At 43.3% G+C, this 17781-nt stretch carries 10 protein-coding genes; 3 read left to right on the top strand and 7 right to left on the bottom strand.

The features are described 5' to 3' along the window. Nucleotides 1–4: 4 nt before the first annotated feature. From ACY652_RS07580 to ACY652_RS07570, 3 genes are read right to left on the bottom strand one after another with little or no spacing between them, the layout of a single operon-like run. Complete coding sequence (locus ACY652_RS07580) at nt 5–916, bottom strand: BT_3987 domain-containing protein (RefSeq protein WP_462267485.1); 912 nt, start codon at nt 914–916, stop codon at nt 5–7. 21 nt (nt 917–937) lie between these two features. Next, nucleotides 938–2542: a SusD/RagB family nutrient-binding outer membrane lipoprotein gene (locus ACY652_RS07575; RefSeq protein ID WP_462267483.1), complete on the bottom strand. Its 1605-nt coding sequence runs from the start codon at nt 2540–2542 to the stop codon at nt 938–940. Nucleotides 2543–2552: 10 nt separating this feature from the next. Next, the gene (locus tag ACY652_RS07570; protein WP_462267481.1) at nt 2553–5663 is read right to left on the bottom strand and encodes a SusC/RagA family TonB-linked outer membrane protein; all 3111 of its coding nucleotides are present in this window, start codon (nt 5661–5663) and stop codon (nt 2553–2555) included. Nucleotides 5664–5917: 254 nt separating this feature from the next. Here ACY652_RS07570 and ACY652_RS07565 point away from each other — a divergent pair, with 254 nt between their 5' ends. From ACY652_RS07565 to ACY652_RS07555, 3 genes are all read left to right on the top strand, one after another. Then, entirely contained in the window at nt 5918–6250 is a 333-nt protein-coding gene (locus ACY652_RS07565) for a PadR family transcriptional regulator (protein ID WP_462267479.1), read from the top strand. 32 nt (nt 6251–6282) lie between these two features. Then, nucleotides 6283–7929: a PspC domain-containing protein gene (locus tag ACY652_RS07560; protein ID WP_462267477.1), complete on the top strand. Its 1647-nt coding sequence runs from the start codon at nt 6283–6285 to the stop codon at nt 7927–7929. 251 nt (nt 7930–8180) lie between these two features. Then, entirely contained in the window at nt 8181–10628 is a 2448-nt protein-coding gene (locus ACY652_RS07555; RefSeq protein WP_462267475.1) for a TonB-dependent receptor domain-containing protein, read from the top strand. Nucleotides 10629–10816: 188 nt separating this feature from the next. On the opposite strand, the gene ACY652_RS07550 is transcribed toward ACY652_RS07555, so the two are convergent. From ACY652_RS07550 to ACY652_RS07535, 4 genes are all read right to left on the bottom strand, one after another. Further along, nucleotides 10817–11422, bottom strand: a complete 606-nt coding sequence (locus tag ACY652_RS07550) for a lipoprotein signal peptidase (RefSeq protein WP_462267473.1) — start codon at nt 11420–11422, stop codon at nt 10817–10819. Between the two features lie 2 nt (nt 11423–11424). Beyond that, the gene (locus ACY652_RS07545; RefSeq protein ID WP_462267471.1) at nt 11425–11808 is read right to left on the bottom strand and encodes a TraR/DksA family transcriptional regulator; all 384 of its coding nucleotides are present in this window, start codon (nt 11806–11808) and stop codon (nt 11425–11427) included. After that, complete coding sequence (gene ileS / locus ACY652_RS07540; protein ID WP_462267469.1) at nt 11809–15201, bottom strand: isoleucine--tRNA ligase; 3393 nt, start codon at nt 15199–15201, stop codon at nt 11809–11811. Nucleotides 15202–15358: 157 nt separating this feature from the next. Continuing rightward, the gene (locus tag ACY652_RS07535; RefSeq protein WP_462267467.1) at nt 15359–17752 is read right to left on the bottom strand and encodes a TonB-dependent receptor domain-containing protein; all 2394 of its coding nucleotides are present in this window, start codon (nt 17750–17752) and stop codon (nt 15359–15361) included. Between the last annotated feature and the right edge of the window lie 29 nt (nt 17753–17781).

Here is a 17781-nt window from a genome sequence, read left to right as displayed (position 1 = left end):
ATTATTAATTTTTCTTGATGGTTTCCGAAATGACACGGTCACCAGTTCCACCTACATATTTATAATTTAATGTAAATGTTTTAGTAGCTGGATCATACACACAACGTCCACTATTCTGTATCGTTTTATTGACAGAAGATGGGGCGGGGGTAACGGTAACCGAGTTGTCGGCATTCACCCTAAGGCGCATAATATAACCACTTCCACCTAAATCCGCAGCTTCTGTTTCACTAGTGTTTACATCAGCGGTTGTTAAGGTTTTTCCTCTGTTTGCCCATGATCTACCAGCAGTAGGAGGAGGAAAAGCAATGGAACCATTTGCAGTGTAATTACCATCATACTGATTTTTTGCGGATATGTTGTACAAACAAGTACCAAAGTTCCCGCTGACACTTGCATTATTTGAGGCCGACTTGATAGAAAAGCCCAATGCAAACTGGTTAGTAAATGTAAACAGATTAGTATTAAGATTTACATTAAACAGGCCATAAGTCTGCCCTTTAGGAATAACTACTGTATAAGATGGAACAGTATAATTAGCAGTTGGCAATGGTAATACATACTCTGGCTCTGAAACATCTGTATAACCACGGTAAGTATTGTATCCCGCGATTATATCATTGTTTACCTGGACTGTTACAGTAATATCTGCTGGGGCCGGCTGTCCGCCTGAATATTTGATTGGAATAGAAAATGTGGTAGGCGTTGATTTTATATCAAAAGACTTTCTGTATAAATTGTATTTATAATCCGCGTTTGCATACTCTGCTACACCATTGGTATTGTTGTCGAGATCACCAAACTCAACTACTGTAGGTGTATTGCCTTCTTCTAATACCGGCTTGTCTTTTAAGCAAGAGCTTAAACTAACAGCGGTTAATATCATGGCAAATGAAAGTTTTATATACTTGTTCATGTATGTATTTTTTTAAAGAAATTAATTTAGATCCCAAAATATACGTGAGGTAAAAACATTTACGGTTGGCACATTTTGTGAGTTCAACTGATACTCTGTGTCTGGGTAAGGTAACCGAACCGGCAAGCGGTCAGGTCTTGGTGATGTAGAAAACGCAGAAGCGAATGTTTTATTCGGATCAGGTGAGCCATTTGTAATAGCTGGATATGTAGTTCTTCTAAATTCTGTCCAAGCTTCGCCACCGAAGATAAAGTTTAATGCAATATACTTTTGAGTAATAATTGCTTCTAAACGTTTTGCATCATCTTTAGCTAAATTGTAGTTAACTATAGGAGCATAGTAGTTGGTTTCATTTCCTTGTGCGTCAAGCCTGGAAGAGTTGGCTGCTTTGTAAGCAGTTAAATAAGTATCTGTATTAACAGTCGTATTATTGTTGCCATCTTTGTTTAAGTATTTGTAAGAAGCTTTAATACCATTATCAAAATTAGTAGCCGCACTTCCAGCTATTTTGCCATTCAAGTTAGCTTCTGCCTGCAGAAAATAACTTTCTGCTGCCAAAAACATAGGACGGCCTTGTGTAGCGCTTTTAAAAATACCTTTTCCAAAAGCGGTTGATGCTACAGTTGGATTGTTATTACTTGACAGTATACCTACAGCTGCATTCGGATAGTTGGCATACTCCAAAGCACCTCGGCCATCATCGCTTACCTTTACACCGTTGTAAAAATCAAATACGAATTGGCCGGGAATAATAACACGTGAACTACCAGCTTGTGCACCTGCAGATGTAAGGTTGTAGGTATCCCAATCAGGGTTTTGTTTGCCGCTTGAAACAATGTAACCAGGGTTCACAATGGCATCATCAATTAAGAAACCTGTTGTAATATCGAAATTAGCAAATTCAGTATTTACAAAAGATGACAATGCAGATACACCTTGTATATGCGTAAGCAAACGCAGCTTAACAGTTTGCGCAAACTTAATCCAAGTCTGAATTTCAGCTGTTGTATTAGCAGTACCACTGCTTCCTGCGGTTACACCAAACATTACGTCAGCAGTTCTAAAAGCTGGCGTAGCTATAGGTTTTGCCTTAAAGGCCGCAATAGCAGTATCAATTTTTAAAATCATGGTTTGGTACAGTGCCGGGGCAGGGTCATACTTAGGGGTTAACAACGCACTTCCTCTGAATGCTTCGGTATAAGGCACATCACCGTACAGATCTATTAAACGGCCATAATTGTAAGCCATCATTACACGACCTACTGCACCAAATTGTTCTAAATCCAATCCGGCACTGGCTAAGTTTATCATAGTTTGATAATCGTAGGTATTATCAAAGGTGTTATTAAAAAGACCTGTATTTTCAGTAGTAGCATAAGAATAAGTAAAGGCTGACCCAAAGCCACCATAACCGCCACCATTTACTGTGTATCCTACCACCCCTGATCCGTAACCATTGGAAGTGCTTAAGTTTGCAGCAGTAGTAGTTAAAGCCTGTGACATTATTAGGGGAGCAGTAGTACTTAAAGCCTGATTAGGGTTATCGTTAACGTCAAGGTATTTTTTGCAAGAAGTTGCGGTAAGTGCCAGGGCACCTAAGGCAAAAATTTGATATAGCTTTTTCATATTCAAAATTTTAGAAATTTAATGTTACTGTTGCACTATAAAAACGTGTTGGAGGAGTTTGTGATAGTGAAGTAATACCTACAGCATTACTGTCAGTAAAGTTGTAATCAGGGTCGGTATAAATGTTAGATTTTGGTACCCATATTACCAAGTTACGGCCTTGAACACTTATGCGGGCACCTTTAATATATTTATTATTCATGAACATAGTGCGAGGAAAATCATAAGATAATGAAGCTTCGCGTAATTTCCAGTAATTACCAGAGTAAACATAGTTAGTTGCTATACCTCTGCGATAAGAATCACTGGTCCAAAATTCAGCACCGCCATCACGTACAGTTACGGTGTTGTTTGCAATATAGCTGCCTGGGTTATTCGGATCTGGAATTGAAGAGTTGGGGTATACGAAGCGCTCACGGTTATAAATAGCGCTATTGTAGCCAGAACCGCTAAAATCGAAGTCGTTACCACCATCATTATATATCTTATAGCCACCACGGAATTCAAACAAACCAGTCAAGCGGAAACCTTTATAGCTTGCTGCCAAGTCTAATCCTAAACGCTGTTTAGGTGTAGAATTACCCAAAACAACACCATTGGGGTTTACGCTTGGATAACCAGTAACAGGATCTACAATTACGCGGCCCTGAGGATCACGGTAATAATCTGTACCAATAAGGGTAGTTGACGAACCGCCTTTAACCGCATAAACCTGGGCTAAACCGCCTGTTGATAATGGTAAACGGGTTAAATCATTAGTAATAGCTATTACTTTGTTATTGTTGTAAGTAAAGTTACCGCCTACAGTTATTTCCAAGCCGTTGGCTGTCCTGATTGGTGTAATATGCAAGGTAGCTTCAATACCCTCGTTCTGTACTTCACCTGTGTTAGACAAGTAAGTACTATAACCACTGGCACGGGAAATATTTACACCTAAAGTTTGATCTTTAGTATTTGTTTTATAATAAGTGGCACTACCTGTCACTCTTGACTTATATAAACTGAAATCAGTACCTACTTCGAAGCCTTTGGTAATTTCTGGACGCAGGCTTGGTGAAGGAATTTGGTTACCAACAGAGTAACCACCTAAGGTGCCATAAGGAAAACCAGAAACCTGATTAAATACAGGCGCTAAGTTATATGGACCCACATTTACGTTACCTACTTTTGATATACTACCACGCAATTTAATCTGATCGATCTCAGATATGTCCTTTAAAAACTCAAGGTTTGAAGTAGGAATATAAGATAAGTTAGCCGAAGGATAGAAGAAAGATCGGTTTTGTTTAGCTAACAGAGAAGTCCAGTCATTACGGCCGGTAACTTCTAAGAATAAGTAATCTTTGTAGTTAGCTTTAAAATCGCCGTACAATGATTGTGTATGTGTGCCAAATTGTGCCTGGGTTGGCGTACTCTCACCAACACGATTATTTTGGTTATACGTACCAGGAGATACTAAGCCATTGGCTGTTGTTGACAAGCTATTGCTTTGGTTATTGGTGATGTTTGCACCTAAAGTAAGGTTGAAGTTAAAATCACTTACCTGTTTCTTGAAGGTCGCATACAAATCTGTATACAAAGTAGTATTATAGCTAAATCCATCTGTTACACCACCAGCAATATTGGTTTTACTTGACGATATACTTCTGGTATAATCGGTGTAAGTGAATTTGCCAGTCGTGTTTTTGTAAGACTGGTTTTGAGTAGTAATACCAGGGCGGGCTGTTAACGTTACCCAATCCTTAATTTTCCAGTCTAACTGCAAGCTACCAACAAAGTAATCATTTCTTAACTTTTGACGGTTGTTACCAATAGCAAAATATGGGTTTTGATAAAACTCATTATAATACCCATTTTGGTTAGCATAAGGGTTACTGTTATAATCTTTATAAGAATTTAAAGGAGCGTGGCTGGCGCTATTCAACAAATTGTCATAAACTGAAGATGTAACAGTAGTCTGATCATAACGGTTTTGTACATAGTTGGTAGCATAGGTTAAAAACAGGCTCTTACCTAAATCGCGGGTACCGTTTAAGCGGAATGATGTGCGGTTGTACTTATCATCAGGTGTAGTACCTTTAACACCAACAAACTGACCGGCAAAATATAGAGTTGATTTTGCATCACCATTACTTAAAGAGAAATCAGTTTGATTAGTTATACCAGTATTCCAGAAGTTATACTTATCACGATTTGCAGTGTAAGGTACAGTTTGAATGCTTCCATCCTGAAGCGGCCGGCCAATCTGCACTAAAGAACCATCATATGCAGGACCATATTGCTGATTTTCGTAAGGGATGTATTGTTGAACACCTGCAGAAGAACCTGAACCAAAACTATTCTGTAATTTAGGATAGTAACTGATTTGCTCTAAATTGGTAGTATTTGAAACCGTAACGCGGGTAGCACTATTTTTGGTTCCTTTTTTGGTTGTAATCAATAATGCACCATTTGAAGCCGCTGTACCATAAAGCGCAGCCGCGCCAGCACCCTGTAATACTTGGATGTCAGCAACGTCTTCCGGATTAATATTACCTAAAAGTGAGTTGGGAACAATTACGTTATCCAATACAATTAATGCCTGGTTATTACCAGTTAGTGAACGGTTGCCACGTAAAACAATACGAATGTTAGGATTAACACCGCTGCTTACGGCGTTGATTTGCAAACCGGCAACTTTACCTGTTAAACCCACTGCAACGTTGGTAGCTTTACCTTGGGTTAATTTAGCTGAGTCTATACGGGTGGTTGCATAACCTTGTGCCCGTTGTTTGGTTACCAGACCACCAGCAGCTACTATCTGCACCTCGCCTAATAATTTGGCATCCGTTACTAGGCTTACATCAATAGTTTCACGTGAGCCAACAGTAATCTGTTGAGTAGCATAGCTTACAGAACTAAATATCAGAACGGTACCTGTTGCAGGCACAGTAATACGATATTGGCCGTTAGCCGATGTTTGAGTACCTACAGATGTGCCCTTTACCCTTACGGAGACACCCGGTATTGGAAGGCCGTCATCCGTACCTTTTACAATACCAGTTACTGTACGATTTTGTGCATAGGTTTGCATTACGGTGAGTAATAGCATGCACAAACTTACAAGTAGAAGTTTCTTCATGTTTGTTAATTATAAAATCAGTTAATAGTTAATTGATTATAAAAGTAGGTGCTGTTTTTCAATAAATGAAATTTATTGTTAAAAAAAGTTAAATTTTAACACATAACATGGCCTTTATCTATAAGAGTGTGTAAAAATTACGCTTTGTAACACAAAAAAGCCGCTTATACTGTATAAATGCCTGCTTAAATAAAAATAAATAATTTTAGTACTGTGTATTGCAAGATACATTCTTAAACATATATCTTTGCATTATGATATTCGAAAACGCGCAAACACAAATGAGGAAAGGTATTTTGGAATACTGTATCCTCTCTATTATAGCCCGCGGCGAAATTTATGCTTCCGACATTATCGGAGAACTGAAAGATGCCCGGCTGTTAGTAGTAGAAGGTACGATATACCCATTACTTACCCGCCTGAAAAACAATGGCTTGCTTACTTACAATTGGGTAGAGTCTACCTCCGGGCCGCCACGTAAGTATTACAACTTATCTGCTGATGGCCAGGCGGTATTACAGCAGATGGACAGTACCTGGAAGGAGCTGGCCTTCGCTGTAGAAACATCTATCAATAAAAGAAAATAACAAGCTTTCAATTACAGTATCACTTACTCATCATGAACAAAACCATCATCATTAATATCAACGGCGTGGTATTCCACATTGAGGAAGACGCCTATGAAATACTAAAAGCTTACATGACCGCGGTAAAACGCCACTTTTACAATTCGGCCGACAGCCTGGAAATTACCACCGATATTGAGAACCGCATAGCCGAAATGTTTACGCAGCAACTGCTTAACGGCAACCGGCAGGTAATAACCGACCTTGATGTAAACGAAGTAACTGCTCAAATGGGCCAGGTAGAAGATTTTGACTTTAACGAAGCTGGTTCTGCAACAGCAGGGCAGCCTTTATTCAGCAGCTTTGCTTCTCAAAACCGTAAACTTTTCCGCAATCCGGATGATCATATCCTGGGCGGGGTATGCGCCGGGTTGGGCAGTTACTTTGATGTAGAAACTGTCTGGGTGCGCCTGGCCTTTGCAGTGGCGTTTCTGGCAGCCGGCACCGGGTTACTGGCATACATTGTATTATGGGTAGTTATACCCAGAGCTGCTTCCCGTGCCGACCGTATGAGTATGCGCGGCGAGCCGCTGGATCTGCAAGGCTTTAAGCGTAATTTTGAGGAAGAAATGGGCGGCGTAAAAAGCCACCTGGCTACCTTGCATGAGGAGGCCCGCCCGCTTTTACATAAAACCCGCAACTTTGCCGGCTCGGCAGCGCACCATACAGGTGCTGTTATAGGCGGTGCCGGCCGGTTACTGGCTAAAATTATTGCAGTAGGTATAGCCATTAGTTGCTGCCTGGGCATAGCCTCGGTACTCATTGGTATTGTAGCTTTTGTAGGTTATGGCGTAACCAGTTTCGGGCCGGGTGGCGTGGGTAATATCTTCCCGATGAGTGTAATGGACTACCAGGGCAACTGGTTGTTTTTTGCGGCGGCCTTTCTGGCCATTGCCCTGCCTTTGTTTGCTATTATGTTTGTGGTACTGAGCGCAGCTTTTAACCGGGCCCGTTTCACTAAATCGGTAGGTTCCACCCTGCTCATTCTTTGGCTGGCCTCCATAGGTATTGTTACCTTTTACGGCACACGTTTAGCCGGCGAGTTTAGGGAGGGTGCCAGTTATACCCGTACTATAGCGCTAAAAGCCGATAGCACTAATACTTATTATTTAAGGCTGAACGATATAAAGTATCTTACTGCTGAAGATAGTGTCCGCCTGAACATTAAGCATAATTTTAACGGACGGATTATTAATGACAACGATAATGATTCCTTTGATCGTATGGGCTATGAAATGCGCATCAATATTGAGAGAAGCGAGGTGAGCCAGCCAGTGCTGGAAGAAACTTACAGTGCACGGGGCAGGAGTTATGAGGATGCGCTGGCAAACGCACGCGGCATTACTTATATATTCAATCAGCAGGGTACCGCTCTGCAATTCAACAATCGCCTGCAGGTTGGAGTTAAAGAGTACTGGCGTAACCAAGAGGTACATCTTACCCTAAAAATCCCGTTGAACAGCAAACTGATAATAGACAACAGCCTGAACCGTTACCTGCGCGATGTAGATGTATGGGAATGCCGTGACCGGGAAAATAATGAGAACCGCACCAATGCCGCATTTTTGATGACGGATAATGGATTAAAGTGTTTAGCGGATACCGCAAAGGCAGTTCCTGCCGATACTGACAACCAGTAATGTTAAATAGCGTTAAATAAAGCGGTATATCATATATACCGCTTTATTTTTGAACTGATAATTAGCATCTTGTAAAAAAAGATACATTTTTTGTAACCTTTACCTGTAATAACACATCTAATCAGCAAATAACGCAAACAGGGCTAACGTTCGATAAGTAGAATTTTTAATTATTAATTTTTTAAAAAGCATTTGCTTTTAACAGAATTTTTATTGCCTTGCTGTAATGTATCATTCATACCCTAACCCGCATGAAATCAAATAGTTGCTATAAATTTTTATTACTGCTTCTGCTATTATGCGGTGCCGGGTGGGCATCTGCACAAACCAGCACTGTAAAGGTTACCGGTACGCTACTTACCCAAGAAGGTAAGCCGCTGGATTATGCTACCGTATCATTATTACAGGCAAAGGATTCTGCCATTGTAAAGGGCGCCCTAAGCAGCGAGGCCGGGGTTTATACCTTTAATAATGTAAAGGCCGGTACTTATATAATCAGGGCTACTGCTGTAGGTTATACCAAAGTTAGCAGTAAACCTTTTGCGGCTTCGGGTAATGAGATAATAATTCCTGCGCTTGTGCTTGCCACAGCACAAAAGGCACTGAATGAGGTAACCATTACTGGCATAAAGCCCCTGATTGAGCGCCAGGCCGACAAAACAGTAATGAATGTTGAGAACAGTGTACTGGCAGCCGGCAATTCAGCTATCGAGATTTTGCAGCGTGCACCGGGTGTTACTATTGACAAGGACGACAACATCAGTCTGAAAGGCAAACAGGGCGTTACTGTAATGATTAATGACAAGCTTACCTACCTTTCCTCTTCGGAACTTGCCAGCCTGCTGCGTTCAACCGATGGCAGCACCATACAAAGCATCGAACTGATCACCAATCCTTCAGCCAAATACGATGCAGCAGGGAACTCCGGCATCATTAACATTAAGTTGAAAAAGAATAAACAGGTGGGCACCAATGGCAGCATTACCGCCGGTGCAGGTTATGGCCGCTATTATAAGGACAATACCAGTTTAAACCTTAACCACCGCGATGGCAAACTCAACTTATTTACCACCCTGAGCCGGGGCGATAACAAACGTTATAATCAAATCGAGCTAAACCGTAATGTACAGGGCACAAACGGCAACAATACCTATTTTACGCAAAATACTGATTTCATTAACCAACGACACTTTAACAATTACCGCGTAGGGGCCGATTATGATTTTTCATCTAAAAACACTGCTGGCTTTGTAGTTAGTGGTTATATTAACAGGGAGAGTGATAAGGGCGACACCAGAACCCGTATAGGTAAAGTGCCGGGGCAGCCTGATACCTTATTAACAACCCTGTCAACCGTTCCGCAACAGTATAATAATGTTTCGGTAAACTTGAATGACCGGTACCAGATTGATACCACTGGACAGCAACTGGCGGTAGATCTGGATTACCTGCGGTACAAAAACAATACACAGGCGCAATACGATGCCATTTACCAGAGCCTAAATGGCGGAACTACCCGCCCGCCTTCCTTTATTCGCAATCAAACGCCTTCTACCATTAATATTTATACTGGTAAGGCCGATTATACCTATCCCTTCAGCAAAACCCTGAAGATAGAAACCGGCCTGAAATTCAGCAATGTAAAAACAGATAATGACCTGCAGGCACAAAAATCAGCCGACGGGGTAAATTATATAAATGATGCCGGCCGTACTAATCATTTCTTATATAGTGAAAACATTGATGCCGCTTATCTGAACCTGAACAACAGCTTTAAAAAAACTTCGGTGCAGGCCGGTCTTCGTGCCGAGTACACCCGCTCTGATGGTAACCTGATTACGCAGAATAACCAGGTAAAACGCAGCTACCTTAATTTTTTTCCAAGTATATTCATCAACCATGAATTTTCGGACAAGCACAGCTTAGGCATTACTTACAGCCGCCGCATTGACCGCCCGAACTATGAAGATTTGAATCCTTTCTTCTTTTACCTCGACCAGTACAGCTACCAGCAGGGCAATCCGTTTTTAAGGCCACAGTACACTAATGCGTTCGAACTGAATTACAGTTATAAGAAAACCATTAACATAAGCGCCGGTTACAGCCGTACTACCGATGTAATTACAGAGTTGCTATACAGCGATACTATATCAAAGGCGACTATTATTACCAAAACCAACCTAAATGTCCAGAATAACTACAATCTGAGTTTAAACACACCTTACACCGTTACCAAATGGTGGACCGGTACCGTGAATGCCACTGCATTTTACTTAGGATTTAAAACAGACACTTCGGCAAACGGGCCGCTGAATAATGGCAAAATTGCCTACAATTTACAGTCGACCCAAACCTATATATTGGGCAAAAGTTACAAGGCTGAGCTTACCGGCGATTACCAATCGTCGCTGGTATACGGTTATTTTCATGTAAAACCGCAATACAGCATTGATGCAGGCATCAGCCACAGCTTTGCCAATAAGAAGGCAAACATCAAATTTGCGGTGAATGATATATTCAATATGCGCCGCAATGATGTAAACAGTGTAGCCGGCGGTAATGTGATCATGATCAGGCAAAAGAATGAAACCCGTGTTTTTCGCCTGAACTTTACTTACAACTTTGGCAACTCAAAGATTAAAGGCAGCAGCCACCGCACTGCGGTAGATGAAGGCGGACGCGTGAAAGGAGCCAACTAAAAGCATTCACCCTGACAGGTGTCATTATATATAGCCAAAAGGCCGCTTTCGGATATGGAAAGCGGCCTATTAAGTATTAATATTGAGTGAATATGCAAAGCAGGCTTTGTGCAAAATATCCATTACATCATTGCGGGGGAACGAAGCAATAATGCGAGTGATCTGCACATTCGGCATCCGCACGTCAATTACTCCTCTACTACCTCGCTGTGCAGGTTGCTTACTTCGTTTATCTCGCTTTTAAAATAGCGCTTCTGATAAATTAAAATCATGATAACCCCAACTGAAATAGCAGCATCGGCCAGATTGAATATAGGCCTGAAAAACTCGAACGGCTCGCCGCCCCACACCGGCAGCCATTTGGGAAAAGTGCCCGAAATGAGCGGAAAGTAGAACATATCTACCACCCTGCCCTGAAATACAGGTGCATAATTGTAAATAAGGCCGTAAAAAGCAGAATCGATAATATTACCCATAGCACCGGCAAATATCAACGCCACATTTAAAATCAGTCCGCGGTGATATTTATGCTGAATCAGGTAAACCAGCCCATAACCAATACCCACAACCGCCACAATACGGAATAAGGTGAGCAGCAGCTTGCCGCCCTCGCCGCCCAGTTCCCAGCCAAAGGCCATACCGTTGTTTTCGGTATACAACAGCATCCCCTTACTGCCCAAAAACCGTATTTGCTCGCCCAGGTACATGTGGTTGCGCACCCAGGTTTTAATAATCTGGTCGGCCAGAATGATAAAGGTAGCGGTAAGAAAAGGTTTGGTATACGCGGCCTTCATTGTTACTGCTTCAATTTAGCTTCCATGCTTAACGTAGTATGCGGTACGGCGCGCAAGCGTTCTTTCTGTATCAGCTTACCGGTTTCGCGGCACACGCCATACGTTTTATTCTCAATACGCACCAGGGCGGCTTCCAGCTGCTCAATAAATTTTTTCTGGCGTGCAGCCAGCTGGTTAATCTGCTCCTTTTCTAAGGTAGCCGAGCCATCTTCCAGCGTTTTGTAAGTGCCGGCAGTATCATCCGTACCGTTCAGGTTCGGGTTACTTAATGATGATGCCAGTGAATTGAGCTCCTCGCGGGCTACACGTATTTTTTCTAAAATAATGTCTTTAAATTCTTGCAGCTCAGCGTCTGCATATCTGGTTTTTTCGTTTGGTGTTTCCATTTATAATTTAGTTATATCGATCAAAATTTTGTGTCCGTTAATTTCTGCTTCTTCTCCGTTTTGCAAATTTTCATCAAATGCAATTTCGTTAGCCAACACTTCAGCACGAATATAATCTGCGTTGCTGTTTACTGCTTCTTTTATTACAGCCGGGCTGCTTGCTTTGATGCTGATCTTATCGGTAACATCAAAGCCGCTGCTCTTTCGCATGTTCTGCACCCGGTTAATAAACTCACGCGCAACGCCCTCCTGCTCCAATTCAGTGGTTAGCGTAACATCCAAAGCTACGGTTAGTTTGCCTAAGTTGGTTACCTGCCAGCCGGGTACATCTTCAGCAATGATTTCCACGTCGGTGGCGAGTATAGAGTGGCCGGTGGCCTGAAGCGTAAGCTGCCCTTCGTTTTCCAGTTGAGCTATACTTTCCTGACTTAGTTCGGTAATGGCTTGCGCCACAGCCTTCATGTCTTTGCCTACTTTAGCACCTAATGCCTTAAAGTTAGCCTTCACCTTCTTTTTCACAAAACCGGCCGTATCACTAATGTATTCAATGGCTTTGATATTGGTTTCCGACAGGATGAGTTCCTTTACCAGTTCCACCTGCTGCTCAAAGTTCTTGTCCAGTATGGGCAGTAAAATCTTACTCAGCGGCTGGCGTACATTGATGCCTACCTTTTTACGTAGCGATAATGTAAGCGATGATATATTTTGTGCCAACTGCATCCGCTCTTCCAATGCAGGGTTTACTAAATCCTGATGATAAACAGGAAAATCGGCCAGGTGAACAGATTCACAGGTTTCCTTACCGGTTACGCTGTTTAAATCCTGATACAAACGCTCGGCAAAGAATGGCGCAATGGGCGACATCAGCTTACTGATAGTAACCAGACAGGTGTACAAGGTTTGGTAAGCCGAAAGCTTATCATCCGAGTTGTCGGATTTCCAGAAACGGCGGCGGCTCAAACGCACATACCAGTTGCTCAGGTGCTCATCCACAAAATCCTGAATGGCTCGGGCAGCTTTGGTCGGTTCAAAATCGGCATAAAACGCGTCTACCTCTTTGGTTAGCGTATTCAGCAGGGAGATAATCCACTGGTCGATTTCCGGGCGTTTGCTTAACTCAATTTCTGCTTCGCTATAATTAAAGCCGTCAATGTTGGCATACAGGGCAAAAAAGGAATAGGTATTGTATAAAGTGCCGAAGAACTTACGGCGCACCTCATCCAGCCCTTCCAGGTTAAACTTCAGGTTATCCCAGGGCGAGGCATTGCTGATCATGTACCAGCGGGTAGCATCGGCACTGTACTGCTCAATGGTTTCAAACGGGTCAACAGCGTTGCCTAAGCGTTTAGACATTTTGTTGCCGTTCTTATCCAGCACCAACCCGTTTGACACGACGTTTTTAAACGCGATGCCCGGATTACCATTGGCGGCATTCACTTCTTTAATAGCCTCGCTGCTTTCACTCAGCATTACCGCAATGGCATGCAGGGTGAAAAACCAGCCACGGGTTTGGTCAACACCTTCGGCGATGAAATCGGCAGGATATGCGTTCTTGAACTCGTCCTGATTTTCGAACGGAAAGTGCCACTGCGCGTAAGGCATAGCGCCGCTATCAAACCAAACGTCAATCAAATCCGGTTCGCGGAACATTTTGTTGCCGCTGGCCGATACCAGCACTACATCATCCACATAAGGGCGGTGCAAATCGGGCACGTGCGAACCTTCGGGCATAAAGCCGGCAGCTATTGATTTTTGTATTTCGGCTTCCAGTTCGGCTATTGAGCCGATACATTTTTCGTCGGTACCATTTTCCTCGCGCCATATCGGCAGCGGTGTACCCCAGTAACGGGAACGCGACAAGTTCCAGTCTACCAGATTTTCCAGCCAGTTGCCAAATCGGCCAGTACCGGTTGATTCCGGTTTCCAGTTGATTTGCTTATTCAGCGCCACCAGCTTTTCCTTTACCGCCGTGGTGCGGATAAACCAGCTATCCAGCGGATAGTACAATATCGGTTTATCGGTACGCCAGCAGTGCGGGTAGCTGTGCTCATATTTTTGTACGTTGAACGCCTTATTATCTTCTTTCAGCTTAATGGAGATCAATACATCCGTTGGCTTAAAATCAGATTGAGCGCGTTCTTCGTCGCTGTAATATTCTTCTTTTACATATTTTCCGGCAAAGTCGGTTACCTCATCCACAAAGCGGCCCTGGCGGTTTACCAGCGGTGCATCATTGCCATTTTCGTCCTTCACCATTACGGCAGGCACACCGTTGGCCTTGGCCACCCTAAAGTCATCCGCACCAAAAACAGAAGCGGTATGCACAATGCCGGTACCGTCATCGGTAGTTACAAAATCACCGGCGATGACACGGAAGGCATTTTCCTCTAAGTCCTCGTTGGTTACATACGGCATTAGTTGGTGATAGCGCAAGCCCACCATTTCGATACCTTTAAAGCTGGCAACCACTTCCCACGGTATTACCTTATCGCCGCCTTTATATTGCTGAAACGAAGCATTTTCGCCTTCGGCCTTGAAGTAACGGCTTACTAAGTCTTTAGCCAGCACCACGCTTACCGGTGCGTAGGTATAGGGATTAAAGGTGCGAATTTTTACATAGTCAATATCGTTGCCTACCGCCAGTGCACAGTTGGAGGGTAAGGTCCAGGGCGTGGTGGTCCAGGCTAATATGGTGGTATCTTCATTTGCATCCTCAAACAATACCGGCAGCAGCGGATGCTGCTGGTTGTTCTTCAGGTGAAACTCGGCAGTAATGGAAGTATCCTTCACCATGCGGTAAGTACCCGGCTGGTTCAGCTCGTGCGAGCTTAACCCGGTACCGGCCTTTGGCGAAAAAGGCTGCACCGTATAACCCTTGTACAGCAAGTTTTTATTGTATAGTTCCTTCAGTATCCACCACAGTGTTTCAATATATTTATTCTCAAAGGTTACGTAGGGGTTTTCCAAATCCACCCAGTAACCCATCCTTTCGGTAAGGTCATTCCAGATATCGGTGTAGCGCATTACCTCCTTACGGCAGGCAGCGTTATAATCCTCAACCGAAATGCTTTTACCAATGTCATCCTTTGTAATGCCTAAAGCTTTTTCTACCGCCAGTTCTATGGGCAGGCCGTGCGTATCCCAGCCGCCCTTGCGTTTCACCTGGTAGCCCTTTAATGTTTTGTAACGGCAGAAGATATCCTTAATAGAACGGGCCATGACGTGGTGAATGCCCGGCATACCATTGGCCGACGGCGGGCCCTCGTAAAAAGTATAAGGGTTGCCAGCCGGACGGCTGCTGATACTCTTTTCAAATATGTTATGCTGCTTCCAAAACTCCAGTATATCCTTACCTGTTTGCGACAGGTTGAGTTGCTTATATTCCTTGTACATCAATAAGTTCCGCCTCGTTTTTAGAGGTGCAAAGTTAGGAGTTTTAGGAGTTAGAAGCAAGAAACAAGAGTCAGGAATCAGGATGTAAAAAAAGCTTATATTTGTGACAGACCGCTTTTACATATCCTGATTCCTGGCTCTTGCTTTTAATATCTCATTACATCCGCCCTTCTTCGGTGCTGCTGCCGGTTTGGCGGTTACGGGCGGCTTTCAGTTTGGTATTGCCAAAGTTATAGGTAAGTCCCAGGGTAAAACGGCGGCTCTCGTATTCATTGTTCCATCGGGTGTTAATGTTGTTATATTGCAGGATGCTGCGGTAACGGTTGCCAAAGAAGATGTCGCGTACTTTAAAGCTCAGGGTCATGCGCTTGTCCATAAAGGTTTTGCTTACGCTGGCATCAATCTGTGAGGCAGAAAGGGTGCGGGCCAGGCCATTAATAGAGGGCGAATCATATTCGGCGGATACCTGTGCCTTAAAGTTATTGGGCAAAAAGAAGGTTTGATCGGTATGCCCGCTCCAGGCAAACCGGCTGCTGTTATAGGGCTGCCCCTGAACCACAGTGCTTACTTTATTATAAGCGGCATCCACTTCATAATTTACATTCCACCATTTAGCAATATTAAAGCTACCGGCAGAAGTAGCAGCCAGAGATTGGGTACTGCCTAAATTCTGGTAAGTGCTGATGGTTTCCTTCGTCTGATCATTCTGAGTAGCTACCAAACTTACATCATCGCTTACTTTTAAGTAGCTTAAGCTCAAAATTTGGAAGCTTTTATAAGTGTAGTTCAGCACATATGATTGAGAGATGGAAGGCTGAAGGTAAGGATTGCCTTGTATAGCCGTATAAGGATCGGTGTACCTGATGGCCGAGTTTAAACTATTATAATTGGGCCTGCTGATGCGGCGGCTGTAAGATGCATTGAGCTGATTATTATCATCCGCCTTATAAGTAATAAAGGCACTTGGGAATAATTGCAGATAGTTGCGTTTTACCGGAGCAATTTCTGGGTGATTTAAAGAGGTAGCGGCAGATACGGTTTGCTCGGCCCGCAAACTAACTTTTGCATCCCATCGGGTACCAAAAGGCTTGCTCAAGGTAACATAAGCGGCGTTAATATTCTCGTCATACTTAAAATCATTGCTGCGCCTTAAATCCAAAACCGGGCCAACGGCTTTAACAGAATCAAAGTTCACATTGCTGTGGGTATTTACACCGCTGCTTTTCAGGCCGGCCTCAAACTGCCAGTGGTTAGCTATGGGTAAAATGTAATCCGCTTTTATCGCCCTGATGTTATAGTTTACCGGTGCGCTGCTTTGTAGTTGCACAGGAATGCCTATAGGGTTATTGTTACCGTCAAAATAAGTATTGGTATAGCTTTGGTTCATGAATGAACTGCTGTGCACATAATCGGCATCTATACTTAACTTCTGCCCCAGCGTATCTATGGCGAAGCTGTAATTAGCATTAAAATTATAAGTACCGGTGTTAGATTTTTGCGGATTCAAGCCCAAAACGCCACCGGTTCGCTGCCCAAGTGCGTTTAAGGTAACCGATCGGCTGGTTACCTCGGCATCAGTAGGGTTATTGTACCCCTTAAACATCAGGCCGAAGGTGCTGCGCTTGCTGGCATAGAAATCGCCTCCGATAACATAACTGGTTGATGTAGTTTTCGGGTGCCAGAAGTTATACTGATTATATAGCTCGTTTCCAATCTGGCGGCTCAGGTTTAACTTGTTATAAGAATCATAGTAACCGGTATTGGCGCGGGTATACAAGCTGAATTTGCCGGTATTATAATTAAGGTTGATGCCGCCATAAGCTTTACCGTATTTGCCATAGCTGGCGTTGGCAGTGCCGCTGTAACCCTGCATTTTATTACGCTTCATAATGATGTTGATCATGCCTGCGGTACCTTCCGCATCGTAATTGCCCGGAGGATTGGCAATAAGCTCCACCTTGCTGATGCTGTTGCCCGGCATCGATTTTAAGTAGTTGCTTAACTCCAAACTGCTCATGTAGGTGCGGCGGCCATCAATCATTATCACCACACCTGCATTGTTGCGGTATAAAATGTTATCATCTTTATCCAGCTTAACACCGGGCGCTTTCTTTAATACCTCCAGGGCATTGTCGCCGGTGGTGTTCAGTTTCTCTACGTTTACCACCAGGCGGTCGCTCTTTTGCTGCAACTGGGGCACAGTAGCGCTTACGGTTACTTCCTTTAGTGCTTTCTGATATTCGGTAAGTATCATAACGGGCAGTGTTAAAGGCTGGCCTTTGTAATTAACTGCTGCACTGTACCGTGTACCAAAGCTCACCATGCTGGCCTTAACCCCATAAGGACCCGGTTTAATACCGGTAAATGTAAACCTGCCATCCACATCCGCTATTTTGCCGGTGACCTGAACCGAATCAGGCAAATGCAGCAGCGTTACCGTAGCGCCTGTTAACGGCTCATGATTTTTAGTGGTTATGGTACCGGTAATCTGCGCTTTTACGGTTAAGCCGGCAAGTAAGGTAATGGCGGCCGATATGATTAACTTTTTCATCTTTTGAATCTGTTGTTTAGCGTTGTTGA

The organism is Mucilaginibacter sp., assembly GCF_965200995.1.
Classification (GTDB): domain Bacteria; phylum Bacteroidota; class Bacteroidia; order Sphingobacteriales; family Sphingobacteriaceae; genus Mucilaginibacter.
The sequence above is the reverse complement of the archived record's forward strand: the minus strand, read 5'-3'. Positions and strand labels throughout refer to the sequence as shown.

Coding starts and splice junctions, on each gene's coding strand:
- ACY652_RS07580 (WP_462267485.1), bottom strand. CDS start 916: ATGAACAAGTATATAAAACTTTCATTTGCCATGATATTAACCGCTGTT.
- ACY652_RS07575 (WP_462267483.1), bottom strand. CDS start 2,542: ATGAAAAAGCTATATCAAATTTTTGCCTTAGGTGCCCTGGCACTTACC.
- ACY652_RS07570 (WP_462267481.1), bottom strand. CDS start 5,663: ATGAAGAAACTTCTACTTGTAAGTTTGTGCATGCTATTACTCACCGTA.
- ACY652_RS07565 (WP_462267479.1), top strand. CDS start 5,918: ATGATATTCGAAAACGCGCAAACACAAATGAGGAAAGGTATTTTGGAA.
- ACY652_RS07560 (WP_462267477.1), top strand. CDS start 6,283: ATGAACAAAACCATCATCATTAATATCAACGGCGTGGTATTCCACATT.
- ACY652_RS07555 (WP_462267475.1), top strand. CDS start 8,181: ATGAAATCAAATAGTTGCTATAAATTTTTATTACTGCTTCTGCTATTA.
- ACY652_RS07550 (WP_462267473.1), bottom strand. CDS start 11,422: ATGAAGGCCGCGTATACCAAACCTTTTCTTACCGCTACCTTTATCATT.
- ACY652_RS07545 (WP_462267471.1), bottom strand. CDS start 11,808: ATGGAAACACCAAACGAAAAAACCAGATATGCAGACGCTGAGCTGCAA.
- ileS (WP_462267469.1), bottom strand. CDS start 15,201: ATGTACAAGGAATATAAGCAACTCAACCTGTCGCAAACAGGTAAGGAT.
- ACY652_RS07535 (WP_462267467.1), bottom strand. CDS start 17,752: ATGAAAAAGTTAATCATATCGGCCGCCATTACCTTACTTGCCGGCTTA.